We start from the raw sequence: 23,721 nt of genomic DNA, 5'->3' as shown, positions 1-23,721 counted from the left end.
TGAAAACTGCTACGCGCTGCCGACCGCCTCCCCTCAGGAGGACATATCGGCAGCGCTTTGCGTAGCATCGTCCGCCGGCCGAATCCGCAGGCGCACGATTCTGTTTTTGACACGTTTCATCACCAGGAACCGTTTGCCATAGAAAGTGAAGGCCTGCCGCTCCTCGGGGATCGTGCGCGATTCGTGGATCACGAGCCCGGCGATCGTGGTTGCCTCGTCATCGGGCAGAGTCCAGTCGAGCGCGCGGTTCAGGTCGCGGATCGGCACGTTGCCATCGACCACGATGGAGCCGTCCGCTTCCTGGCGCACGCCTTGAATTTCGATGTCGTGTTCGTCCGAAATATCGCCGACGATTTCCTCCAGAATGTCCTCGAGCGTCACCAGCCCCTGCACCTCGCCATATTCATCGACGACGATGGCGAAATGCGCCTTGCGCCGCAGGAAGGCGTTGAGCTGATCCTTGAGATTGGTGGTGTCAGGCACAAACCATGGCTTCTGCGTGATGCGGACGATATCGAGATTTTCCGGCTCGACATCCGGCTCGGCCAGCGCTCGCAGGAGATCCTTGGCATGCACAACGCCGATGATGTTATCGGCCGAACCGCGCCAGACCGGCATGCGGGTATAGGGGCTCTCCAGAATGGCCCGGACGCAGACCTCGGGTGGTTCGTCGGCATTGATCGCCCGCATCGCGGTGCGGTGGACCATGATATCGGACACTTCGAGCTCACCAAGGTCGAGCACGCCGCCCAGCCGGTCGCGGTCAGCCTTGATGACGGAACCTTCCCGGTGGAGGAAATCGACGGCGCCGCGCAGTTCCTCATGCGCCGTCAGCATCGAGATTTCCGCCGACAGGCTGACACCGAACAGAGCCAGCAGGCGCCGGACGATGCCGTTGACCAGGCTGGAGAGCGGACCGACGACAAGAACGAATGGTCGAACGAAGGGGGCGACGACGAGCGCGAAACGATCGGGCGCTGCAATCGCCCAGCTTTTCGGCAGGACCTCGGAAAAAATCACCAGCAGCACCGTCATTGCCAGGGTCGCGATGGCAACACCCGAATTCCCGAACAGCCCGAGGAAAAGGCTCGTGGTCAGGGATGAGGCAAGAATATTGACCAGGTTGTTGCCGATCAACAGTGCGCCGATCAGCCTGTCGCGGCGGGCAATCAGCGCCGTTACGATTGTCGCACGCTCGTCGCCATTGGTTTCGAGCGTGTGCATGCGCGCCCGCGATGCCGCGGTCAGCGCCGTTTCCGACCCGGAAAAGAATGCCGAGCACAACAAAAGACCGATGACCGATACGAGCGTCAGCCAATATTCGGCCAGGAAGGCGAGGACGTTTTCAACGATCATTGCGGATGTTTCTCCTCAAGGAAACGAACCACCTCGGAAGACGGGACATCGTCGGCAACGAAGGACTGGCCGATACCGCGGGTCAGGATGAAGGTCAGCTGGCCGCCCTTGACCTTCTTGTCCTGCGCAATCGCATTCATAAGCGTTTCGACGGGAGGGAGTTGGCCGGGGATATCGCTCATCCGTGTCGGCAGGCCGACCTCTTTCAGATGCGCCTCGACCCTAGTCGCATCGTCGGGGCTTGCAAGGTTCATGCGCGCAGAAAACTGATGTGCCAGCACCATGCCGATCGAAACGCCTTCGCCATGCACCAGCCGGCTGCCATCGTAATCCGTAGCCGCCTCCAGTGCGTGGCCGAAAGTATGCCCCAGATTGAGAAGTGCGCGACGGCCATTCTCGCGCTCGTCGGCAGCCACGACATCGGCCTTGGCCTGGCAACTCGTGGCAATCGCCTCGATGCGAGCCTCGCCGCCAGCAAAGACGGCCTGCCAGTTCTTCTCCAGCCAGTCAAAGAATTCGGGCTTGTCGATCAACCCGTATTTGGCGACCTCGGCATAACCAGCGCGAAATTCGCGCGGGCTCAGCGTATCGAGCACATCAGTATCGGCAAGGACGAGGTCCGGCTGGTGGAAGACCCCGATCAGGTTCTTGCCGTGGGGTGAATTGATACCGGTCTTGCCGCCAACGGAACTGTCAACCTGCGCCAGAAGAGACGTCGGGATCTGAATGAAGCGCGATCCGCGCCGGGCAATACCGGCGGCAAAGCCGGTCAGGTCGCCGATCACGCCGCCGCCTAGCGCGATCACCGCATCATTGCGCTCGATCCGCGCGCCAAGGATCGTATCACATACGGGGATCAGATGCTCGAAGCTCTTGGTCTTCTCGCCCGCCGGCAAAGCCAGCGATACGGCCTGAATGCCCGTTTCAGCAAGGCTGTCCATCAAAGGCGCAAGGTAGCGCGCGCCGACATTTTCATCCGTGATGACCGCCATGCGCCGGCCCTTCAGCCGAGAGGCGATCTCGCTGGCTGCGGATGCAATCAGGCCGGGGCCGATCAGGATATCGTAGGAACGATCGGCAAGATCGACACGGACGGTGCGCTTCGGCGCGATGATGGCATGAGTGTTCATGGTGTCACTTCTTCGGCATGGAGGCGATGGCGGCGAGAACCTCTTCTACCATGACTTCCTTCTTCACATCCCGCGAAACGACCGTGAGATCCGCCTCGGCATAAATCGGGTAGCGAAGCTTCATCAGGTTTTCGAGGGTCTGCTTCGGATTTTCGGTCTTCAGCAAGGGACGGGTGTCGCGCTTGTTGACGCGTTCCCAGAGCACGTCGAGATCGGCGCTCAGCCAGACGGAGAGCCCGCTCTTCTTGATGTGCCGGCGCGTGCGCTCGTTGATATAGGCGCCGCCGCCGGTGGACACAACGCGCGGGCCCGAATGCAGCAGCCTTTTGATCACCCGGCCTTCGAGAGCGCGAAACTCCTCCTCGCCATAGGCGGCAAAAAGCTCGCTGATCGTCATGCGGGACACGCGCTCGATCTCGTGATCGGAATCGATGAACGGAATGTTGAGCAGCGTCGCCGTCATGCGGCCGATCGCCGATTTGCCCGCACCCATCAGGCCGACGAACACAAGGTTCCTGCGGCCCAATACAGCCTTTGCCCGCTCCACCAGCGTTTCCGAAACAGGCTCGATGACGTCGTTCATGCCGTTTGATATTCCCCGTTTCGCAACGGTATCGACAAAACGGCAGGAAGCGTCAAGACGGACGGCCAGCAAAGGCCACCCAAACGCATGGAAACGCAACGGTTCTTGCGCTCGGTGGCCGGCATGGTCATATAGTCGGCAAGTCCGAGGAGTTTGAAATGCCGACCCTGTTCCGCTTTCTGTTCATCTGCGCGCTGATCGCCGGAAGCATCTATGGAACCATGCTGGCGCTGGTAACCTTCGTTGATCCAGTCGAACGCGATGTGACGATCCGCATTCCCTCTGAACGCATCAATCCGGCGCAATGATGGATCTCTCCGCCGCCCATCTCGAATCTTTCCTCGAAATGATGAGTGCGGAGCGCGGCGCCGCCAACAACACGCTCATCTCTTATGAGCGCGATCTGGACGATGTGCATTCGTTCCTGAAGGGTCGAAACGTTCGTCTCAACGAAGCCGGAAGCGACGACCTGCGCGCCTATCTCAGCCATCTGGCCGGAGAGGGATTCAAGGCCTCGTCACAGGCGCGGCGGCTATCGGCGCTCCGGCAATTCTACAAGTTTCTCTATGCCGAGGGCCTGCGCACCGACGATCCGACGGGGGTGCTCGATGCCCCGAAGAAAAGCCGGCCGCTGCCGAAAATTCTGAGCGTCGACGACGTCTCCCGGCTGATCACGCAGGCGGAACAGGAAGCAGGACAAAGCGGTGGCGACGTGCTTGCCCGCATGCGGATGCACGCGCTGATCGAGCTTCTCTATGCCACCGGCATGCGGGTGAGCGAACTCGTCTCCCTGCCGGCTTCCGTGCTTTCGCAGAACGGCCGGTTCCTGGTGGTGCGGGGCAAGGGCAACAAGGAGCGCATGGTGCCGTTGTCCCACAGCGCAATTCGCGCCATGCAGGCCTATGGACAGGCGATGGCCAAAGACGTTGCCAGCCGCAAGGATCAGCCGCCGGAAAGCCCGTGGCTCTTTCCGTCTTCCGGAAAGGCGGGCTTCCTGCCGCGCCAGGTCTTTGCCCGTGATCTCAAGGATCTGGCGGCGCGCGCCGGCATCCGCATTGCCGCCATATCCCCACATGTTTTGCGTCATGCCTTTGCAAGCCATTTGCTGGCGAATGGTGCCGACCTTCGCGCCGTGCAGGAATTGCTGGGCCATTCGGACATTTCAACGACACAAATCTATACCCATGTGCTGGAAGAACGGCTGCATCAACTCGTTCAAAACCATCACCCTCTTGCCAAACAGGCAAAAAAACAGGATTAGGAGCGCCATAACCCTTGGCCAGAAACACTGGGATCACAGAGCAGGCGGCCATTGGCGCTATAGGATCGGAAACGCAGACCATGCACCATTATCTCGATTTCGAAAAACCAATCTCCGACCTCGAAGGCAAGATTCACGAGTTGAAGAAGATTGCCAGCGAGGACGAGAGCATCGATACCGCTGACGAGATCGAGCGGCTGGAGGTGCGGGCGCGCGATGCGATGGCCGAAATCTATTCCAAGCTCAATCCCTGGCAGAAGACGCAGGTCGCGCGGCATCCGCAGCGTCCGCACTTCAAGGATTACGCGTCGGCGCTTTTCACCGAATTCACGCCGCTGGCCGGCGACCGCAAATTCGGCAATGACGAAGCGATCCAGACCGGCTTTGCGCGGTTTCGCGGCACGCCAGTCGCCATCATCGGCCAGGAAAAGGGCAATGACACGAAATCGCGCATAAAGCACAATTTCGGCAGCGCCCGCCCCGAAGGCTACCGCAAGGCGATCCGCATCATGGAAATGGCCGATCGCTTCGGCCTGCCGCTGATCACGCTGATCGATACCGCCGGCGCCTATCCCGGCATCGGAGCCGAGGAGCGCGGCCAGGCGGAAGCCATCGCACGCTCGACCGAGATGTGCCTGAACGTGCGCGTTCCGATCATTTCCGTGGTGCTCGGCGAAGGCGGCTCCGGCGGGGCCATCGCGATTGCCACCGGCAACCGCGTCTACATGCTGGAACACGCGATCTACAGCGTGATCTCGCCGGAAGGTGCGGCCTCGATCCTCTGGCGCGATTCAACGCGCGCCAAGGAAGCCGCGACCAACATGAAGATCACGGCCGAGGACCTGAAGTCGCTCGGCGTCATCGACGGCATCATCGCAGAACCGGCCGGCGGCGCGCATCGCGATCCACAGGCTGTGATCGACAGCACTGGAACGATCATTGCCGATACGCTGAAGGAGCTTTCAGCGCGCACCGGCGATCAGCTGCGCTCCGACCGCCGCCAAAAATATCTGAGCATCGGCCGCCAGCTTTAGGCATTTCGAGGCCTGTTGCGGACGCTTATCCCACGAAATTCAACTATGGCCAAACCTTGGCCATATTCCTGCGCTCTGGAACTGTTTGGGGTAAGGCTGGGCTGCAAGGTAACATTTTGTGAAGTATAAACAGGGTATTGATTCCCCGGTCTCCCCTTTGCGGGCACACGCCGCATTCGATTGTTCTGCTTGATGGGCCTTTGCTGATGCGCCTGACACATCTCTTCGCCGTTTCCATCCTGGCTGCAAGCCTTGCAGGCTGCACAGCCAATGAAGCGCTGGACACGGTGGATGTCGACCTTTCTAAGGTCTCAAGTAAGACTAATTATCAGCTCTCCGGAAAGATCGTGCAGAAGATGCAGGCCATGAGTATGGCCAAGACCTCGCCGATCATGTTGCGCATCTTCAAAGAAGAAGGCGCATTGGAGGTCTGGAAGGCCAACAGCGCCAACCGCTTCGAGATGCTGCGCCAGTACAAGATCTGCGCCTGGTCGGGCAAGCTTGGCCCGAAGCTGAAAGAGGGCGACCGGCAGGCGCCGGAAGGCTTCTATCCGCTTTCTCCCGGCCAGATGAACCCCAATTCCAGCTATTATCTGGCCATCAACACCGGCTACCCCAACCGCTACGATCAGGCCAACGGTCGGCATGGCTCCAACCTGATGATCCACGGCGCCTGCTCATCTTCCGGCTGCTATTCGATGACCGACGAGCAGATGCTGGAAATATTCGCGCTTGCCCGCGACGCCTACAAGGGCGGCCAGCAGACCATTCAGTTGCAATCGCTGCCCTTCCGCATGACCGCCGAAAACATGGCCCGCCATCGCAACAGCCCGCATATCGAATTCTGGAACATGCTGAAGCCTGGCTACGACCAGTTCGAAATCTCCAAGCGCCCGCCGGAAGTCAATGTCTGCGAGAAGAAATATGTCTTCAACCAGCAGACAGACGGCAAGTTTTCGCCAACCGGGCAGTGCCCGGCGATGTCGACCCCGGCGGCCATGCAGTCTGCCCTTGCCGCCTACAACAAGAAATACGATGCCGACTACGCCAAGGCGATGTCCAAATATGAGGGCATGGTCTGGTACGAGCCGACAGAGGCCGAGCGCAAGGCGATCGTTGCCAAGCAGCGCGTCGGCAAGGAACTCGCCTATGCGCCGACCGGTTCCTCGCTCGACGCCGGCAAGCTGATGAAGGTCGCCGATCTCGAAAAGCAGATGGCCCGCCGCGCCGAGCTGGAAGAGGCCAAGAAAGCAATCGAACTTCAGAAGGCCGAACTCGAAAAGACGACGCGCAACGGCAAGAATATTCCCGTGCCGCAGGAAAACCCGATCGCACGCCCCGTCGAGCAGGCCGCGATCGATCAGGCGCCCGCAAAGAAAGGCTTCTTCGGCAGCCTGTTCTCGCGAAAGACTGCTGACGACCCGCAAGCCGCGACGCAGGTCCCAATTGACGCCGCACCGGCAGATGCCGCATCGACCGCAGGTGCAGTCGAGAAGCCCGTCGAAAAGAACAAGGCCGAAGCCAAGCCCGTAACGGCCCAGACACCGGCGAATACCACAACCGTTGCGACGGCCGAAAACGGCGAAGGGACAGGGACGCCGCCGCTCGAGCAGGCAGCGACCGAGCAGCAGCCGAAGAAAAAACCATTCTGGAAGATCTGGGGCAATTGATGCCCGAGACGATCGTTGCGATCTATGATCTCAAGGGGCTAAAATGCCCGCTGCCGGTTTTGAAAACGCGCAAGCGCATGCAGTCGCTCGCCACCGGAAGCCTCATTGCCGTCGAAACCACGGACCCGCTGGCCGTCATCGATATTCCGCATTTCTGCCATGAGGACGGCCACGCGATGGAGCGATCCGAAACGATCGCCGGCGGGCACAGGTTTCTGATCAGAAAAATGCGATAGAGGCCTGTCGCCTTGAATGGGGCACATGCACAATCACAACCGCTCTTTAGCGATCGCGCTAAACGGCATTCTCCGGCTTCACCGCGCGAATGGCGTATCGGTGCTGCGACTTTCGCACCATGCTCTTCAGCACATTCCAGTTCCTGGCCTGCGTCCGGTGAATATCTCCGAATCGGGTATCGATGGAGATGTCCGCAAATCCCGAGCGCATCAGCAAATCGGCAACCGCGTCGGCACGGGCACCGTCCCGGAAATAAACGCGGGAGAGAATGCTGCGGTGGATCGCCATCATCTCCGGGGAATTGCTGACGGCATCGGATTTCAGCCAACCCAGCCGCTGCCCCCATCCCGCCAGTTTTGACAGAATGCGCTCGCGAAGCGTCGAGTTGACGAAATCGCCATCGATTATCAGCAGGGTGCCACCGGGCTTCAACACGCGAAACCATTCCGCAAAGGCGCCGGCCGGATTGACCAGCGTCCAGACGAGATGGCGATTGACGACGACATCGTAGTGATCGTCTGGCTCCATGGTGTTTTCCGCGTCACCCATGCGGAAGGAGATAGTGCGTCCCCGTGATTTGGCCTTGGCCCTCGCCAGCGCCAGCATCGTCTCCGACCAGTCGAGGCCGGTCACCCTGAAGCCCAGATCGTCCATCAAATGCGAAACAACCCCGGTGCCGCTGGCAAGATCAAGCGCCGCCCGCCCATCGCCCTTGCCCAGATGCTGGGTGAACAAGCGATGCCAGGCGGCACGCTCCTCCTCGGAAAAATCTCGTGGCCGGGCGACAGGTCAAACGTCGCAGCCCGCTCGGACCAATAGGCCTTGATCTCGTCGCGTAGATCGTAATTCGTAATGTTGGAAACGTCGCTCATGGGAAATGCCTTGCAGATTGTAGCGCAGATTTGTTCAGCCTCAGTGTAGAGGCTTTCTAAAAGATAAAACTTGACTGTCAACATCAAGAAATTTAGAAACCGCTCAGTTTTCGAGACGGAGTTCAAAATCATGACTGTATTTCGCAAAGCGACCCTGGTCGCTGCGGGTTTCTGCGCGCTTTTTTCCGGGACAGCCTTGGCTGGGGAAAAGGTAATCATCAAGGATGTGACAGGGCGCGACGTCGAGGTCAGCGTGCCGGTCGAACATGTCATTCTGGGCGAAGGACGGCAGATCTATTTCGTGGCCGCCCTTGACCGGGATGAGCCCTTCAAGCGCGTTGTCGGCTGGCGGGATGACCTGCCGAAGGCCGATCCGGAGAGCTACGCCGCCTATCTCGCGAAATATCCCGATATTGCCAAGCTGCCCACCTTCGGCGGCATGAAGGACGGCACATTCGATGTCGAGCAGGCCGTGGCGCTCAAGCCCGACGTGATCGTCATGAACCTCGATGCCAAGACAGCGACGGAAGAAGCCGGCTATATCGAGAAGCTCGGCAAGGTCGGCATCCCGCTGGTCTATATCGACTTCCGCGAAAAGCCGATGGAAAATACCGAAGCCAGCATGCGGATCATGGGCAAGCTGCTCGGCCAGGAAGCCAAGGCCGAAGACTTTATCAAGTTCCGCGCCGACAGCATTGCCAAGGTGACCGACGTGCTCGCCAAGCAGCAGCCGGCCCGACCGGTTGTCTTCGTCGAGCGTGCCGGCGGCTATTCCGACGATTGCTGCATGTCCTTCGGCGACGAGAATTTCGGCAAGATGGTCGAGATTGCCGGCGGCATCAATATGGCCAAGGATATCATCCCCGGCACCTTCGGCGCGGTTAATCCGGAGCAGATCATCGCGGCCAACCCGGATCAGGTCATCATCACCGGCGGCAACTGGCAGGGTTATGTTCCCGGCGGCGATTGGGTCGGCGTCGGCTATGGCGCAGACGTCAAGGAAGCGCACCGCAAGCTTGAGAACCTAACGAAGCGTCCAGCCTTTACCGGCGTCAAGGCTGTGAAGGATGGCAACGTCCACGCCATCTGGCACCAGTTCTACAACAACCCCTATCAGTTCGTCGCGATCCAGGAGATCGCCAAATGGTTGCACCCGGAACTCTTTAGAGATCTAGACCCCGAGGCGACCTTCAAGGAACTGCATGCGCGCTTCCTGCCGCTCGACTACAAGCCCGGTTATTTCGTCTCGTTGAAGGGCGAATAATCGATGGCCGTCGCCACTGAAACCCTTGAGACGACGTCGGGGCGCGGTCAATACCGCGCCCTGGCCTTTCGACGGATTGTCATGCTTTGCATCATGCTCGTCGCTCTGTGTCTCAGCCTGTCGATCGACATGGCGCTCGGCCCGGCGAACTACACCCTGCGGGAAGTGTTGTCGTCGCTGTTCCATGCCGAATCGGTCGGCGACCAGTTGAGGGTCGTCATCTGGGATATCCGCATGCCGATCGCGCTGATGGCGATTACCGTCGGTGCCTCGCTTTCGCTTGCCGGCGCACAGATGCAGACGATCCTTGCCAATCCCCTGGCGAGCCCCTTCACGCTCGGCATCTCGGCTGCGGCAGGCTTTGGTGCCGCACTCGGCCTTGTCAGCGGCGTGGCGCTGTTTCCGGGCGCCGTGCAGTTCATGATCCCGATCAACGCCTTCCTGATGGCGATGGCGGCGGCTCTCTTCATCCATTTCGCATCGACCATGCGCGGCGTCACGGTCGAAACCATCGTGCTGCTCGGCATCGCGCTGGTCTTCACCTTCAATGCGCTGCTGTCGCTGCTCGAATATCTGGCATCGGAACAGGCGCTGGCCGCGGTCGTCTTCTGGACCATGGGCAGCCTCACCAAGGCGACCTGGCCGAAGGTGTGGATCACCGGTGCCGTCCTCGTCTTCGCCATACCGCTGTTTGCCCGTCAGGCCTGGGCGCTGACGGCGCTGCGGCTGGGTGAGGACAAGGCCGCGAGCCTCGGCATCAATGTCCGCCGGCTGCGGCTGCAGACCATGCTAACCGTCAGCCTGCTTGCTGCCATCCCCGTCTCCTTCGTCGGAACCATAGGCTTCATCGGTCTCGTTGGTCCCCACATCGCCCGCATGCTTGTCGGCGAGGATCAGCGGTTCTTTCTTCCGGCATCAGTCCTCTGCGGCGCCCTGTTGCTGTCGGCGACCTCAGTCGTTTCCAAAGTCCTCATCCCCGGTGCGATCCTGCCCATCGGCGTCATCACCGCGCTTGTCGGCGTCCCCTTCTTCTTCGTGCTGATCTTCACCAACAGGAGGCGGTCATGGTAGCCCTCACCCTCAATGGCGTCGGTGCAAAATATGGCAAGCATACGGTTCTTTCCGATGTGAATACCGACATGATGACCGGCGGCGGCATGACGGCGGTCATCGGCCCCAATGCGGCCGGAAAATCCACGCTGTTCAAGCGCATTGCCGGCCTGTCTTCCGGCCCCGGCACGGTGGTCCTTTCCGATACGCTGAAGGGTCCGGAGACGATCTGCTACATGCCGCAGGACACCGGCGCCAATGCCGTGCTGACGGTTTACGAATCCGTGCTTCTGGCCTCGAAACAGGGCTCCAGCTGGCGGGTCAGCGACAGCGAACTGCACGAGATCGATCAGACGCTGCAGGCCTTGCGCATCGAGGATCTTGCCTTTCGCGGGCTGGGAGAACTTTCCGGGGGACAACGGCAACTGGTTTCGATCGCCCAGGCGCTCATCCGCAAGCCGGAAGTGCTTTTGATGGACGAGCCAACCTCGGCGCTCGACCTGTTCAGGCAGATCGAGGTCTTGAGCTTCATGAAGTCGCTCGCGGCCAAAACCGGCATGTCCGTTCTGATTGCCCTGCACGATCTCAATCATGCGCTGCGCTATTGCGAAAATACGATTGTCATTGCCAATGGCGCGATGGCCGCAAGCGGCCCGACCAGCGAAGTCGTCACCGCCGCCATGCTACGCGACGTTTACCGCGTCGAGGCGCGGGTCGAGGCCTGTTCGCTTGGAAAGGCGATCGTGATCGTCGATCATTCGATCGTCTGAGTTTTAAGGCACAGCAAAAAACTCAGATCTTCAGACCCGGCACAGCAAGCGGATTGTCGAACAGGGCCGTGGCGTCGGGGCGGTCGATGCGCGGACGACCGGTGAAGGCGTCGAACAGATCGCGCAAGAAGGCTTCCGGCAGGTCGTTGGTGATCAGCACCATGCGGGTGCGGCGATCGGCAGGATCCGGCCATGCGGCCAGCCTCTGCGGCGCATGGAAGACGCTCTGCACGCCATGAAGGATCAGCGGCCGGTCCGGATTGTCCGACATCGAAACGACGGCCTTCATACGCAGCAGCTTTTCGCCATGGGCCGACCGCAACAGGTCGATGAACATGTCCAGCGCCATCGGGTCGATCGGCCGGTCATGGACGATCGAAAAGGAGCGGATATCGGCGCCATGCCGGCTTGCATCATGATGGTGATGGTGATCATGGTCGTGGTCGCAATGATCGTGATCATGTCCATGGTGATGCCCATGATGCGCATGTTCGGCCACGGTCTCGTCCTGCAGCCAGCGCCCGACATCGGCGATCTTGGTTGCGGGATCGTAGAGCCCACAGTGAAACAGTTCGGCCTTGCCCGCTTCGGGAAGATCGCCATCGATCATTTCGGCGCGCGGATTGAGTTTCCGCAACCGCGCTTTCAGGCTTTCCAGCGCTTCCGGCGAAGCAAGCGTGGATTTGCTGATCACCAGCCGGTCGGCGACAGCCACCTGCTTGACCGCTTCCTCGTGATTGCCAAGCGTCGCCAATCCGTTGACCGCATCGACCACGGTCACCACGCCATCCAGCCGGTAGCTCTGCGCAATCACCGGGTTACCCATCACGGATTGCAAAACGGGTGCCGGATCGGCAAGGCCGGTCGTTTCGATGACAACGCGCTTCAGCGGCTTGATCTTTCCGGTCTGCATCCGGTCCATGAGGTCGGCCAGCGTATCTACCAGTTCGCCCCGCACCGTGCAGCAGAGGCATCCATCGGACAATTCGATCACGCCGTCGCTGGATGCTTCCACCAAAAGATGATCAATCGATACGTCGCCGAACTCGTTGATGATCACGGCCGTATCGGTGAGATCGGGGTCCTTCAGGAGCCGGTTGAGCAGCGTCGTCTTGCCCGCACCGAGAAATCCGGTGAGGATCGAGACCGGAACGGCCGATGATGTCAGGCTCATGATGTTATCCGATAAAGTGATGGCCGGTTAAGGACGAGGACCGGTCAATAGGCCGGACGCGGTATCGGGATCGGCACATTGGCAACCTCGCCCTTACCCGCTGTGGCCCCTTGAGCACCTTTCGTCTCGGTACCCGGAATAAGCCCGGCATAGACCAGCTTCAGCGGCCGGTTGATTTCGTGAATGAACGGCGACAAAAGCTTCTGGCGACCGACCTCGTCGCGACCTTCGCTGCGGATCTTGGCGGCCGCCTTGGAGCAGATCTGCTTGCTGATGTCGGTAACGCTGTCGCGTGTTGCGCCATAGGGCGCGATCTTGCCAAGACCGGGCTTGCCGGCGCCGCTGCTGGTCAGGCCAAGTTGCAGCAGGCGAGCCGATTCGTCGGCACGGCCGCCCAGGCTGTCTGCACCGAGAACGACGGAGACGACGCTGCGGCCATTGCGCGTGGCGGAGGAGACCTGATTGAAACCCGAGGCACAGATAAAGCCGGTCTTCATGCCGTCGGCGCCGTCGAAGCGACCGATCAGCATGTTGTAGTTCGGGAAATTCTTCTTGCCGGTGGTAAACCCTTCAAGCGCGAAATAGCCGGCATATTGCGGAAACTCGCGCTTCAGCGTGATGGCCAGAACGGCGAGGTCGCGCGCCGTCGTGTACTGGCCGGCACCGGGAAGACCGTGGGGATTGATGAAATGCGAGGAGGTCATGCCGATCCGCCGCGCTTCTGCATTCATCTGCTCGATGAAGGCCGCTTCAGATCCAGCCACCGTTTCGCCGATCGCCACCGCCACGTCGTTTGCCGACTTGACGAGCAGGATCTTCAAGGCGCTGTCGAGGGTGAGCGCCTGGCCGGGCTTGAAATACATCTTGCTTGCCGGTTCCGCCGCCGCATTCTTGGTCATCACCACAGGCGAATCGAGTGTCAGCCGGCCGGACTTGATGGCACGAAACGTGGTATAGGCAGTCATCATCTTGGTCAGCGATGCAGGATACCACTTCTGGAAAATATCCTCGTGCTCCATCACCTTGAGCGAATTGACGTCCACCACAAGGCGCGGATTGGCGGCGGCCGGCACGATCGCCACCAGAAGCGACGCGCAGGCGCCGGCCAGAGCGCCCAGTCCCTTGAGCTTACCATCCGTCCAGATTTGTCCTATCACCACAATCCAACCTTCAAATTTCGGGAATTGCCTCGTATCGTTCGGCTATTTACCTTATATGGCAGGGTGATGGCAAAGGCCATTCTATCCACGCCGATGGCAAAATCACGCTGTACACCTCTGACCGTAGCGGATTAACAGGAACGCATCATGCCCATTTTGAACAGAGCCGCCGAACTCCAGAGCGAAGTCGCCGAATGGCGCCGCCATCTGCACACCAGACCCGAACTGATGTTCGCGGTCGAAAATACGGCAGCCTTCGTCGAAATGAAACTGCGCGAGTTCGGCGTTGACGAAATCGTGACCGGCCTTGGACGCACCGGGGTCGTCGGCCTGATCCGCGGCAACCTTGGCGAGGGCCGCACCATCGGCCTTCGCGCCGATATGGACGCGCTGCCGATGACCGAAACCAGTGGCGTGCCATGGGCCTCGACGACGCCTGGCAAGATGCACGCCTGCGGCCATGACGGCCATACCGCCATGCTCTTAGGCGCCGCCAAGTATCTCGCTGAGACCCGAAACTTCAACGGCGCGGTCGCGGTCATCTTCCAGCCGGCAGAAGAAGGCGGCGGTGGCGGCAACGAAATGGTCAAGGACGGCATGATGGAGCGTTTCGCCATCGAGGAAGTCTATGGCATGCACAACATGCCGGGCATGCCGATCGGGGAATTCGGTACGCGCGTCGGCCCGATCATGGCCTCGACCGATGAGTTCACCATCACCCTCCAGGGGCGCGGCGGCCATGCGGCGCAACCGCACAAGACCATCGACCCGATCGTCATCGGGGCCCAGCTTGTCGGCGCATTGCAGACCATCCCCTCGCGCACGGCCGACCCGCTGGCGTCCGTAGTCGTCTCCGTCACCAAATTCAACGCCGGCTTTGCCCACAACGTCATCCCGGAACAGGCCGTTCTCGCCGGCACCGTGCGCACGCTGCGCGCCGACGTGCGCGACATGGCCGAGACGCGCATCCGCGAAATCGCGCAGAACATCGCGGCTGCCTTCGGGGCCACCGTGCAGGTCTGGTACGGCCGCAACTACCCGGTCACGGTCAACCACCGTGCCGAGACGGCCCATGCGATAGAAGCTGCGGCCAGCATCGCCGGCGAAACGAAGGTCATTTCGGATATCGACCCGATGATGGGCGGAGAGGATTTTTCCTATATGCTTCTGTCGCGTCCGGGCGCCTTCATCTTCATGGGCAATGGCGACACGGCCGGCCTGCACAACCCCAATTACGACTTCAACGACGAGGCAATTCCGCACGGCATCTCCTATTGGGTCAAGCTGACCGAAACGCGGCTGGCCGCCTGAGAGCGGGAAAAGGGGGCTGCATGTACGAGATTGACAAGATCGATCGCCGGATCCTTCACATCCTGCAGGCAGACGGGCGCATCACCAATCTGGAACTTGCCGACCGCATCGGCCTGTCGCCGACAGCGACCAGCGAGCGATTGCGACGACTTCTCAAGGAAGGGTTTGTCTCGGGCTTCGGCGCGCGGCTCGATCCGCACAAGCTCGGTTTCGGCTTGCTGGTCTTCATCGAGGTGATGCTCGACAAGACGACCGCGGAGGTCTTCGACAAATTCGCCGCCGCCATCAAACAGGCGCCGTCTGTACTCGAATGTCACATGGTGGCAGGTGGTTTCGACTATCTCCTCAAGACGCGCTTCGAGGACATGATCGCCTACCGCAACTTCCTCGGCCAGGTCCTCTGGACGCTTCCAGGCGTCAAGGAAACGCGCACCTATGCGGTGATGGAAGAGATCAAGAACGACGGGCCGCTGCCCCTAGGGTGAGTAGGCAGTAGGCAGTAGGCAGTAGGCAGTAGGCAGTAGGCAGTAGAAAATATCCTACCAATTCCTATTGCCTACTGCCTAATTCCTTACAGCGTCGCCATATCGATGACGAAGCGATAGCGGACGTCGGACTTGATGACGCGTTCATAAGCGTCGTTGACCTGGTCCATGCGGATCAGTTCGATTTCCGAGACGATGTTATGCTTGCCGCAGAAATCCAGCATTTCCTGGGTTTCCTTGATCGAGCCGATCATCGATCCCGAAATGCTCTTGCGACCCGGAACCAGCGAGAAGGCGTGCACCGGTACCGCAGTTTCCGGGATACCGAGCAGGACCAGCGAACCATCGACCTTGAGCAGGCCGAGATAAGCGTTCCAGTCGATCTCTGCAGACACCGTGCAGAGGATCAGGTCGAACGTGCCGGCCAGCGTCTTGAAGGTTTCCGCGTCGCTGGTGGCATAGTAGTGATCGGCGCCGAGCTTGAGGCCGTCTTCCTTTTTCGAAAGCGTCTGGCTGAGAACCGTCACCTCGGCGCCCATGGCATGGGCAAGCTTGACGCCCATATGGCCAAGGCCACCCATGCCGACGATGGCAACCTTCTTGCCGGGACCGGCCTTCCAGTGAACCAGCGGCGAATAGAGCGTGATACCGGCGCAGAGCAGCGGTGCAGATGCGTCGAGCGGCAGGTTCTCCGGGATCGAAAGCGCATAACCTTCCTTGACGACGATATGATCGGAATAGCCGCCATAGGTCGGGGTGATGCCATCGGCCTCGAAGGCGTTGTAGGTACCGACGAGACCCGGCATATACTGCTCGATGTCGAGATCGCGCGTCGCGCACTGGGTGCAGCTGTTGACGAAGCAGCCGACGCCGGCGCGGTCGCCGACCCGGAACTTTGTCACCTTGGCGCCAACCGCCGTGACGATGCCGGCAATCTCATGGCCGGGAACCATGGGGAAACTGGAATTGCCCCATTCGTTGCGAGCCTGATGGATGTCCGAATGGCAAATGCCGGAAAATTTGATGTCGATGACGATGTCGTCATCATTGGGTTCGCGCCGTTCGAAGGTGAAGGGCGAAAGCGGTTTCGACGCATCGGTCGCCGCATATCCTCTTGCCTGGGCCATTATGTCTTCCTCTTATGTTGGATCGGGGATTTGCAAACGAGGCGCGGATCGCGTCTCTCCCCGAGCGCACTATGTGCATGATGGCGGGCAAGCGTTAGTTCAATCCTGCAAAATTTTTGCACAATCCTGCAAAATGGCGAACAAGGCTTTTGCAAATGCACATGAAAAGACTAAATTGCAGATCGCAGGACAATCCCTAAAGTATTGGAAAGACGTCTCAATATGACGGATACAAGACACAGTCGCCAACAGGAACTGATTGATCTCATTGCCCGTTTCGCCGAAACAGATGGTGACCACCCAACCGCGATCGAGGGTCTGACCATTCACCGCCGCTCGACGCTGGATATGCCGGCCTGCGGGTCCTACAAGCCGAGTCTGGCTCTGATCGCCCAAGGCACCAAGCAGGTGACGCTCGCGGATGAAACCTATCGCTACAGCGGCTCCGACTATCTTCTGACCGCGGTCGATCTGCCGGTGACCACTAAGATCGTGGAGGCAGAGCCGGACAAGCCCTATCTCAGCATGTCCTACCAGATCGACACCGGTCGTCTCCCTGGCCTGATCGCCCAGACGGGCGTTACCGGCCCCTGCCTGGGCCTGCCGCCCGCGGCATGGCCGTCAGTCCGGTGACGGACGATTTGCGCGACGCCGCAATCCGCATGCTGCGCCTGCTCGAACGGCCGGCCGATATTTCGGCTCTTCTGCCACTGATCGAACAGGAACTGGTCTATCGCCTGCTGACCGGGCCGCAAGGTGCGCGCCTGCGGCACATGGCGGTTGCGGAAAGCCAGTCACATCAGGTCAGCCGCGCCTGCGCCTGGCTCAGGGAGCATTATGCATTGCCTTTACGGGTCGAGGAACTGGCGCATCGCGTCAGCATGAGCGTTTCATCGCTGCACCACCACTTCAAGGCGATCACTGCCATGAGCCCGGTCCAGTACCAGAAGCAGCTGCGCCTGCAGGAAGCCCGCAGGCTGATGCTGGAGGACATGCTGGATGCGGGATCGGCCGGGCATCAGGTCGGCTATGAAAGCCAGTCGCAGTTCAGTCGCGAATACGCCCGCCAGTTCGGCGCGCCACCACTGCGCGACGTCGGCCGCGTCCGCCAGAGCCTGGTCGAACGGCTTACGGGCGGCATGGAAATGCTGAGCGAGGGATAGGAATCCAGGAACGCGGGCGGCCCGACTGAAACGGCGGCGAAGCTGACAGCCCGCTGACAGCTTGCCCGTGAGAAACTGCTTCCTCAACGGGACAGTTCTGCGAAATGAAGAGTAAATCCATGCCGGTCGGTATCATTTTAATCGGAGTGCTGATCGCCACCATCTGCAGTATCCTGCTCGTTCCCCACAGGGCATCCGGCAAGACGATGGCCTCTGTCGCCGTTCACGTCCCCACCTGAACGATCTCGCCGTCGAAGCGATCCTCTTCTGCCAAGTCAGCAGTTGTAATATCCCCTCCAGGGGGATAGGTTCTCCATATGATCGAGCACCGACACGAGACCCACCCCGAAATCATCAAACGGCTGAAGCGGGCGGAAGGTCACCTGAAAAGCGTGATCGCCATGATCGAGGGCGGAAAGCCATGCCTCGATGTCGCCCAGCAACTCCACGCCGTCGAAAAGGCCATCATTCAGGCAAAGCGCACCCTGATCCAGGACCATCTCGATCATTGCCTTGAGGAGGCGGTGGGCACACTGCCGCGCGAACAGCGGCACTCGATCGACGCGTTCAAATCCATCACCAAATATCTCTGAAGGCCACCAAACGATGCCTGATTTTGCCGAACTCATCCAGCAAGGCTCGGGCCACGCCTGGATTTTTATACCCAGTGCGGTCCTGCTCGGCGCGTTGCATGGGCTTGAGCCCGGTCATTCGAAAACGATGATGGCTGCCTTTATCGTGGCTGTGCGCGGCACGGTTGCCCAGGCGGTGTTGCTCGGCCTTGCCGCGACCATCTCCCATACCGCTGTTGTCTGGGGCATTGCCTTTGCCGGCCTCTATCTGTGGCAGGATGTCGACGCCGGTACCTTCGAGCCCTATTTCCAGCTGCTGTCGGCGATCATCATCATCGTGATCGCCCTATGGATGATATGGCGGACCTGGCATGACCAGCAGGCCGCGAAAGGCCATGCGCAGCATAAGCACGCTCACAGACACGCCCATGATCATACCCATCAACACGGCCACGATCATCCGCACCACCACCATCATCATCACGACGAACCGGCAGCCAGGAACGGTGGCGAAGACGGTGAATATCAGGACGCCCATCAGCGGGCGCATGCGGACGACATTCGCCGACAGTTCACCGACCGCAAGGCGACCACCGGGCAGATCATCCTGTTTGGCCTGACAGGCGGATTGATCCCCTGCCCGGCCGCCATCACCGTCCTCCTGCTCTGCCTGCAGTTGAAGGCCTTTACGCTCGGTTTCGCGCTGGTCCTGTGCTTCTCGATCGGCCTTGCCATCACGCTGGTGACGGTCGGTGCGCTGGCCGCGCTCAGCGTGCGTCACGCCACCAGCCGCTGGTCATGGTTGAATGATGCAGCCCGAAAGGCGCCATACTTTTCCGGACTGCTGATCATCGCCGTCGGGCTCTATGTCGGCCTTCATGGTTGGCAAGGGATTGCCGCCCAGACAGCCCCTCCTCCAGCCGTGACGACAACACCCTGATGGCCGATTTTGCCGCCTATGCCGGGCTGTTTTTCTCCGCCCTTATCGCCGCGACCATTTTGCCGATGCAGTCCGAGGCTGTGCTGGTGGCATTGCTTGCCGGTGGCAACCATTCGCCGGCGCTGTTGATGGCGGTCGCCAGCCTCGGCAATATTCTCGGTGCCGTGATCAACTGGCTGCTCGGTCGCGGCATCGAGCGTTTCAGGGACCGACGCTGGTTTCCCGTTGGACCGGAAAAACTGGAACAGGCGCAGACCTGGTATCGTCGTTACGGCAAATGGTCGCTGCTCGGAAGCTGGCTGCCGATCGTCGGCGATCCGCTGACCGTCATGGCCGGCGTGCTGAAGGAGCCTTTCCCGATGTTCCTGCTTCTGGTTTCCATTGCCAAGATCGGCCGTTATCTCGCTTTGGCTGCAGTGACCGCACAAATTTTCTGACGACGATGCGAAATTATTTTCGGAAAGGTGGAATGAGACACCACCGGGCCTCGTATACTCTTGCATGGACTTAAAACAGCGCCCCTTCGATGTGCTCGGCCAGCTCACCGCCCTCAGGCGGTATGCGCGCTCGCTGGTGCGCAATCCGAATGATGCCGAAGATCTCGTCCACGATACTTTGGTCAAGGCCTATGAACGGCGCATCACCTTCCGGACCGGCGCCGATCTGCGCAGCTGGCTCCTTTCCATCCTTCACAACACCCATGTCGATGACCGCCGATCGGCGCGCGCGCAACAGCGCCGCGACGACGCCGTGCTGCAAGAGGCCGAAATATCCAAACCGGCGGACCAGGAAAGCGTCGTGCGGCTTGGCCAGATCCGCAACGCCTTTTACGACCTGCCGGAAGACCAGCGCGAGGCGCTGCACCTCGTCGCCATTGAAGACCTGTCCTATCAGGACGCCGCGGATGCCCTTGGCATTCCGGTCGGCACGCTGATGTCTCGGGTCTCCCGCGCCCGCGCAAAACTGCGCGCCTTTGAAAACACACCCGCATCGCAAGCGCATCTGAAGCTTGTCGGAGGCAAAGATGATTAATCCGGAACCAGTCCTTGAAAGCGAACTCGACGCCTATGTGGACAACAGGCTTTCGCCGGAAGCCCGCATCCGGGTGGAGAGCCATCTGTCGAAAAATCCGGCAGAGGCTGCCCGTGTCATGGCGGATCTCGAAATCCGCAGCTCGCTCCGGCTTGCCATCGGCGAACATGACGCCCCCCATCGCGCAGAAACCCGGGAGGCTGCCCGCCGCCTTGAAAGCAATTTGTCGATGCGCCTGACCTGGGCAACCATCCAGCGGATCGCGGCCGTCGGCATCCTCGTTGGCACAGGCTGGGTCGCCGCCTCGCAGATCGGGCCATTCAACGCAACCGCCGTGAATGCCTCCGTGCATGCACCTGGTTATGTCGAGGAAGCGATCCGCGCCCACCAGACCAGCGAGGTTCGCGCCGGCATGGCGTCGCAACGCGAAACACCCGGTTACGACCCGGAAGAAATCCGTGCCGCGACCGCGATTGTCATGCCGAAGCTACCGAAGGAATGGAAAGTCGCCGATGTGCAGATCTTTCCGTCCGATTTCGGCCCGAGCGTCGAAATGTCGATCACGAATGGCGGAGGTGCAAGGCTTTCGCTGTTCGCCGTACGACCCGGTTTCTTCGCGGTTGAGGCGGTGACCGATGTCAACCTTTCCAGTGCTGAGGCGGCTTACTGGCAGATCGGCGATGTCGCCTATGCCCTCGTCTCGAGCACACCCGATACGAAACTCGCAGCTGAAGCCCGCGCGTTGTCGAAAACCCTGTACTGAGTTCAACAAAGGAGACTTTCATGTACCCGAACGAACAGCGCTTCGGCGCAACAACCGCCCAGTCGGGCGCCCTCTTCGACGAGGGCCTGCGCAAACATATGCTGCGCGTCTACAACTACATGGGTGCCGGCCTGCTGATCACCGGCATCGTTGCCTTCGTCATCGGCAACACGCCGGCGCTTTACGTGCCGATCTTTTCCTCGCCGCTCAAGTGGGTGGTGATGCTGGCCCCGCTCGCCTTTGTGCTGTTCTTCTCGTTCAAGATTCAGACCATGTCGGCTGCGACGGCACAGACGATGTTCTGGGCCTTCTGTGCCGTTATGGGCCTGTCCCTCGCTTCGGTGTTCCTGGTCTTCACCGGCGCCAGCATCGCGCGTACCTTCTTCATTGCCGCCACCATGTTCGGCGCGACCAGTCTTTACGGCTATGTCACCAAGCGTGACCTCGCCCAGTTTGGCTCGTTCCTGATGATGGGTCTGATCGGCGTTGTCATCGCCTCGGTCGTCAACATCTTCCTCGGCTCGTCGGCCCTGCAGTTCGCGATCTCGCTGATTGGCATCGCCGTGTTCGTCGGTCTGACCGCCTGGGACACGCAGAACATCAAGCAGCAATATGCTGAAAACTTCGACCAGGAATCGCAGCAGAAGATCGCCGTCTTCGGCGCTCTGTCCCTGTTCCTCAACTTCGTCAATATCTTCCAGCTGCTGCTGTATTTCACCGGCGAACGCGAATAGTCCAACAGCGTTCTCGCTCTCCGAAAAACGGGGCCGTAGCGCAAGCTGCGGCCTTTTTCGTGCGCGATATCTCCTCTTCGGAACCATCTGACCGTTCCGGTGTTGTCCATGCGTCAACGCGGAGCCGGTTCATGAACACGCAAGCCTTGCTTTTCACCGTCATTCATTTGACGGCCGGCCTTTGCGCCTTGGCGGTCGCGCATTTCTACTATCTGCCGCAATTGCAAGAAGGAGCGACCAATATGCTCCGGAGTTATCAAATCGACGAGCCACCGTGGTCTACCGCTGACGCGACGCTACGACCGTTTCGTGGAAGTGAAACAGCGGGGGTGAGATTTTCCCGATGAAGGCAAACCGCGGCCTGACCGATGGTTGCACGATACAGGACATCTTTGAGCTTCGAGATCGGATAATGCAATTCCCTATGAAACCCGTTGCAATTCAAAAGATCGGAATGGAGACCTCATGCGCTTGACGATTCTAGCCCTGGCCGCCGCAGCCAGCCTTTCGACCCTTTCAGGCTGCTCGACCACTGCGTCCAGCAACACGACCTATGCCCAGACCGGCCAATCGGGCCCAGGCGCCGTCAGCATCCCACTGAATTGAAATTCCGCCCCAGTCATCCGGAACTAAATTAGGCTTCATTTTGCCTTTTCTCCGGCAACAGCGGGAGGTTGAGTGATGGTGGGCAGGCGAGCAGATATCTTGGTGCTGAGGGACGGAGGTAGGAACTTCCTTAAATCCAAGTGCGTCAGCACTAATAACTTCGCTCGCTGTGGGATCGATGCCGGATGGTGTTGCGGTGTGCGGAGGCTTTCCTAGCAGGATGTTGCAGAACGGCTCGGTGGCCATGATCACACGCAACCGAAACGCCATCACTCTTTAGCCAGATCACGCAGCTTCGTCCGCAGTTCGAGCTACAACGGTCGGGCACGACCGGTATTGGATCGTCTTGCGATCAACAGATATGATTTGGCAGGCGGGCTCCGAAGGACCCATCACGGCTTTCAATGCGGGCCGGCGTCACGCTTGGCGGATCCCAGACTGTGGCGTGTACAACTGTATAGAGCGGCCGCCTACATTTGACGCCGCTACAATTATTCGTCAACTCTGTTAAACCTGATCGCAATATCTTTATTGGAGGCCGGACATTTTCCGGTTGCGTGACATGCTTTCTATTGAGACGGGCAAGCTCCTTGAGCGCATTCCTTTTGCCAAAGTTGGCTTTGACCAAAATCCCATCCTTGTGATCAATGGCGGACAAGGGTTTATGATGAAACCCAGCGACGCGCGAATGGCGAAAGACGCCCAGCGCCTGAAGCGGGTGTTGCCGGACGATCGGGGCTTCATCCTCCTCGGTTACGATCCGGGGGTCGCGACGGTGACGGTGGAGAACCTGGTTGGTGATGTGGCGATGATCATTAATCAGCATCTTGGGGGTAAAGCAGACGTCGTGGGTATCTCCTATGGCGGTGTGGTCGCATCCAGGCTCGCCTTGCGTTCGCCGGAGAGCATTGGCAGGCTCGTATTGATAGCCAGCGCTCCATGGTTTTCCGCCGAGGGAGAACGTCGGCTTCGGCGTCAGATCGACCTTATCCATGCTGGGGACCTGAATGGGCTCCTGCAAGAATTCACCTCTCTGTTCCGAAATCCATGGCTCAATTTTCTCGTCGGTTTGCGAGTGCGCCTGGGGGTAGACACTTGGTCCAGCGACTCGCCAAGCCAAAGGTGACCCTCCAGTACCTCGAAGCTATGCTGGAAAGCGAGTTGCCTGACGATAGCGCGATTTTACTGAATACACCGACGATCATTATCGGAGGAAGCCGGGATCAGTTCTTCGCTGAGGCTATGGTCGAGGCACACGCTTACGCACCGAACCTCAAGACCGCGATCTTTGAGGGCGAGACCCACATGTTTCCGATAGAGCGCGCCAAGGCCGTAAAGAAGATCGTGTCAGGCTTCCTCGGTTTAGAGGACATCTTCGCCTTGCATGCACGGACCGAAATCCTCTAAATTCCCGCAAACGAAAGAGG

The 23,721-nt window shown here is 59.8% G+C and carries 27 protein-coding genes and 2 pseudogenes; 22 read left to right on the top strand and 7 right to left on the bottom strand.

Features of this window, described 5'->3' with window-relative positions; genetic code table 11:
* Nucleotides 1-33: 33 nt before the first annotated feature.
* Genes P6U16_RS16635 through P6U16_RS16625 form a run of 3 tightly spaced genes read right to left on the bottom strand, consistent with a single transcriptional unit; the run spans nucleotide 34 to nucleotide 3,069 of the window.
* Nucleotides 34-1,353 carry an HlyC/CorC family transporter gene (locus P6U16_RS16635; protein ID WP_277703880.1) on the bottom strand — a complete coding sequence of 440 codons (1,320 nt, stop codon included), beginning with the start codon at nucleotides 1,351-1,353 and terminating at the stop codon, nucleotides 34-36.
* Nucleotides 1,353-2,486 carry a 3-dehydroquinate synthase gene (gene aroB, locus P6U16_RS16630; RefSeq protein ID WP_277701454.1) on the bottom strand — a complete coding sequence of 378 codons (1,134 nt, stop codon included), beginning with the start codon at nucleotides 2,484-2,486 and terminating at the stop codon, nucleotides 1,353-1,355. Before aroB ends, P6U16_RS16635 begins: the two co-directional genes overlap by 1 nt.
* Before the next feature lie 4 nt (nucleotides 2,487-2,490).
* Nucleotides 2,491-3,069: a shikimate kinase gene (locus P6U16_RS16625; protein WP_277701453.1), complete on the bottom strand. Its 579-nt coding sequence runs from the start codon at nucleotides 3,067-3,069 to the stop codon at nucleotides 2,491-2,493.
* 158 nt (nucleotides 3,070-3,227) lie between these two features.
* Here P6U16_RS16625 and P6U16_RS16620 point away from each other — a divergent pair, with 158 nt between their 5' ends.
* From P6U16_RS16620 to P6U16_RS16600, 5 genes are all read left to right on the top strand, one after another.
* Entirely contained in the window at nucleotides 3,228-3,377 is a 150-nt protein-coding gene (locus P6U16_RS16620; RefSeq protein WP_277701452.1) for a hypothetical protein, read from the top strand.
* On the top strand, nucleotides 3,374-4,330 hold the full coding sequence (xerD, locus tag P6U16_RS16615) for a site-specific tyrosine recombinase XerD (protein WP_277701451.1): 957 nt from the start codon (nucleotides 3,374-3,376) through the stop codon (nucleotides 4,328-4,330). The genes P6U16_RS16620 and xerD overlap by 4 nt, the downstream gene beginning before the upstream one ends.
* Nucleotides 4,331-4,410: 80 nt before the next feature.
* Nucleotides 4,411-5,364 carry an acetyl-CoA carboxylase carboxyltransferase subunit alpha gene (locus tag P6U16_RS16610; RefSeq protein ID WP_277703879.1) on the top strand — a complete coding sequence of 318 codons (954 nt, stop codon included), beginning with the start codon at nucleotides 4,411-4,413 and terminating at the stop codon, nucleotides 5,362-5,364.
* Nucleotides 5,365-5,570: 206 nt separating this feature from the next.
* Nucleotides 5,571-7,034, top strand: a complete 1,464-nt coding sequence (locus tag P6U16_RS16605) for a murein L,D-transpeptidase family protein (protein ID WP_277701450.1) — start codon at nucleotides 5,571-5,573, stop codon at nucleotides 7,032-7,034.
* Nucleotides 7,034-7,270 (top strand): sulfurtransferase TusA family protein, encoded by a 237-nt coding sequence (locus P6U16_RS16600; protein ID WP_277701449.1) that lies wholly within the window; start codon nucleotides 7,034-7,036, stop codon nucleotides 7,268-7,270. The genes P6U16_RS16605 and P6U16_RS16600 overlap by 1 nt, the downstream gene beginning before the upstream one ends.
* A 58-nt stretch (nucleotides 7,271-7,328) precedes the next feature.
* On the opposite strand, the pseudogene P6U16_RS16595 reads toward P6U16_RS16600, so the two are convergent.
* Nucleotides 7,329-8,143, bottom strand: a pseudogene (locus P6U16_RS16595) (class I SAM-dependent methyltransferase).
* Nucleotides 8,144-8,273: 130 nt separating this feature from the next.
* On the opposite strand from P6U16_RS16595, the gene P6U16_RS16590 reads away from it, so the two are divergent.
* Genes P6U16_RS16590 through P6U16_RS16580 form a run of 3 tightly spaced genes read left to right on the top strand, consistent with a single transcriptional unit; the run spans nucleotide 8,274 to nucleotide 11,227 of the window.
* Nucleotides 8,274-9,407: an ABC transporter substrate-binding protein gene (locus tag P6U16_RS16590; protein ID WP_277701448.1), complete on the top strand. Its 1,134-nt coding sequence runs from the start codon at nucleotides 8,274-8,276 to the stop codon at nucleotides 9,405-9,407.
* A 3-nt stretch (nucleotides 9,408-9,410) separates the two neighbouring features.
* On the top strand, nucleotides 9,411-10,478 hold the full coding sequence (locus tag P6U16_RS16585; protein ID WP_277701447.1) for an iron ABC transporter permease: 1,068 nt from the start codon (nucleotides 9,411-9,413) through the stop codon (nucleotides 10,476-10,478).
* Nucleotides 10,472-11,227, top strand: a complete 756-nt coding sequence (locus P6U16_RS16580) for an ABC transporter ATP-binding protein (RefSeq protein WP_277701446.1) — start codon at nucleotides 10,472-10,474, stop codon at nucleotides 11,225-11,227. Before P6U16_RS16585 ends, P6U16_RS16580 begins: the two co-directional genes overlap by 7 nt.
* A 22-nt stretch (nucleotides 11,228-11,249) precedes the next feature.
* Here P6U16_RS16580 and P6U16_RS16575 read toward each other — a convergent pair whose 3' ends face one another.
* The gene (locus P6U16_RS16575) at nucleotides 11,250-12,401 is read right to left on the bottom strand and encodes a GTP-binding protein (RefSeq protein WP_277701445.1); all 1,152 of its coding nucleotides are present in this window, start codon (nucleotides 12,399-12,401) and stop codon (nucleotides 11,250-11,252) included.
* Between the two features lie 44 nt (nucleotides 12,402-12,445).
* Complete coding sequence (locus P6U16_RS16570; protein ID WP_277703878.1) at nucleotides 12,446-13,519, bottom strand: D-alanyl-D-alanine carboxypeptidase family protein; 1,074 nt, start codon at nucleotides 13,517-13,519, stop codon at nucleotides 12,446-12,448.
* A gap of 189 nt (nucleotides 13,520-13,708) precedes the next feature.
* Between P6U16_RS16570 and P6U16_RS16565 the strand changes: the two genes are divergently transcribed.
* Together P6U16_RS16565 and P6U16_RS16560 are read left to right on the top strand one after the other, a co-directional pair.
* The gene (locus P6U16_RS16565; protein WP_277701444.1) at nucleotides 13,709-14,872 is read left to right on the top strand and encodes a M20 aminoacylase family protein; all 1,164 of its coding nucleotides are present in this window, start codon (nucleotides 13,709-13,711) and stop codon (nucleotides 14,870-14,872) included.
* Nucleotides 14,873-14,892: 20 nt separating this feature from the next.
* Complete coding sequence (locus P6U16_RS16560) at nucleotides 14,893-15,357, top strand: Lrp/AsnC ligand binding domain-containing protein (protein WP_277701443.1); 465 nt, start codon at nucleotides 14,893-14,895, stop codon at nucleotides 15,355-15,357.
* 86 nt (nucleotides 15,358-15,443) lie between these two features.
* Here P6U16_RS16560 and P6U16_RS16555 read toward each other — a convergent pair whose 3' ends face one another.
* Nucleotides 15,444-16,484 carry an NAD(P)-dependent alcohol dehydrogenase gene (locus tag P6U16_RS16555; RefSeq protein ID WP_277701442.1) on the bottom strand — a complete coding sequence of 347 codons (1,041 nt, stop codon included), beginning with the start codon at nucleotides 16,482-16,484 and terminating at the stop codon, nucleotides 15,444-15,446.
* Between the two features lie 222 nt (nucleotides 16,485-16,706).
* On the opposite strand from P6U16_RS16555, the pseudogene P6U16_RS16550 reads away from it, so the two are divergent.
* From P6U16_RS16550 to P6U16_RS16495, 12 genes and pseudogenes are all read left to right on the top strand, one after another.
* Nucleotides 16,707-17,647, top strand: a pseudogene (locus tag P6U16_RS16550) (AraC family transcriptional regulator).
* Nucleotides 17,648-17,751: 104 nt separating this feature from the next.
* Complete coding sequence (locus P6U16_RS16545) at nucleotides 17,752-17,886, top strand: hypothetical protein (RefSeq protein ID WP_277701441.1); 135 nt, start codon at nucleotides 17,752-17,754, stop codon at nucleotides 17,884-17,886.
* A 78-nt stretch (nucleotides 17,887-17,964) separates the two neighbouring features.
* Nucleotides 17,965-18,240: a metal-sensing transcriptional repressor gene (locus P6U16_RS16540; RefSeq protein WP_277701440.1), complete on the top strand. Its 276-nt coding sequence runs from the start codon at nucleotides 17,965-17,967 to the stop codon at nucleotides 18,238-18,240.
* A gap of 13 nt (nucleotides 18,241-18,253) precedes the next feature.
* Complete coding sequence (locus tag P6U16_RS16535; protein WP_277701439.1) at nucleotides 18,254-19,159, top strand: nickel/cobalt efflux protein RcnA; 906 nt, start codon at nucleotides 18,254-18,256, stop codon at nucleotides 19,157-19,159.
* Nucleotides 19,159-19,596, top strand: a complete 438-nt coding sequence (locus P6U16_RS16530) for a YqaA family protein (RefSeq protein ID WP_277701438.1) — start codon at nucleotides 19,159-19,161, stop codon at nucleotides 19,594-19,596. The genes P6U16_RS16535 and P6U16_RS16530 overlap by 1 nt, the downstream gene beginning before the upstream one ends.
* Before the next feature lie 64 nt (nucleotides 19,597-19,660).
* A complete protein-coding gene (locus tag P6U16_RS16525) occupies nucleotides 19,661-20,191 on the top strand; it encodes a sigma-70 family RNA polymerase sigma factor (RefSeq protein ID WP_277701437.1) in 531 nt (176 codons plus the stop codon).
* Nucleotides 20,184-20,954 (top strand): anti-sigma factor, encoded by a 771-nt coding sequence (locus P6U16_RS16520; RefSeq protein ID WP_277701436.1) that lies wholly within the window; start codon nucleotides 20,184-20,186, stop codon nucleotides 20,952-20,954. The genes P6U16_RS16525 and P6U16_RS16520 overlap by 8 nt, the downstream gene beginning before the upstream one ends.
* Before the next feature lie 20 nt (nucleotides 20,955-20,974).
* Nucleotides 20,975-21,688, top strand: coding sequence for a Bax inhibitor-1/YccA family protein (locus tag P6U16_RS16515; protein WP_277701435.1), 714 nt, complete (start codon nucleotides 20,975-20,977; stop codon nucleotides 21,686-21,688).
* Nucleotides 21,689-21,819: 131 nt separating this feature from the next.
* On the top strand, nucleotides 21,820-22,035 hold the full coding sequence (locus P6U16_RS16510) for a hypothetical protein (RefSeq protein WP_277701434.1): 216 nt from the start codon (nucleotides 21,820-21,822) through the stop codon (nucleotides 22,033-22,035).
* Nucleotides 22,036-22,153: 118 nt separating this feature from the next.
* Entirely contained in the window at nucleotides 22,154-22,294 is a 141-nt protein-coding gene (locus P6U16_RS16505; RefSeq protein ID WP_277701433.1) for a hypothetical protein, read from the top strand.
* Nucleotides 22,295-22,856: 562 nt separating this feature from the next.
* A complete protein-coding gene (locus tag P6U16_RS16500; RefSeq protein WP_277703877.1) occupies nucleotides 22,857-23,420 on the top strand; it encodes an alpha/beta hydrolase in 564 nt (187 codons plus the stop codon).
* The gene (locus P6U16_RS16495; protein WP_277701432.1) at nucleotides 23,390-23,701 is read left to right on the top strand and encodes a hypothetical protein; all 312 of its coding nucleotides are present in this window, start codon (nucleotides 23,390-23,392) and stop codon (nucleotides 23,699-23,701) included. The genes P6U16_RS16500 and P6U16_RS16495 overlap by 31 nt, the downstream gene beginning before the upstream one ends.
* Nucleotides 23,702-23,721: the final 20 nt, after the last annotated feature.

It is taken from the genome of Rhizobium sp. 32-5/1, assembly GCF_029537235.1.
Classification (GTDB): Bacteria; Pseudomonadota; Alphaproteobacteria; order Rhizobiales; family Rhizobiaceae; genus Pararhizobium.
This window is presented reverse-complemented; position numbering and strand designations above follow the sequence as displayed.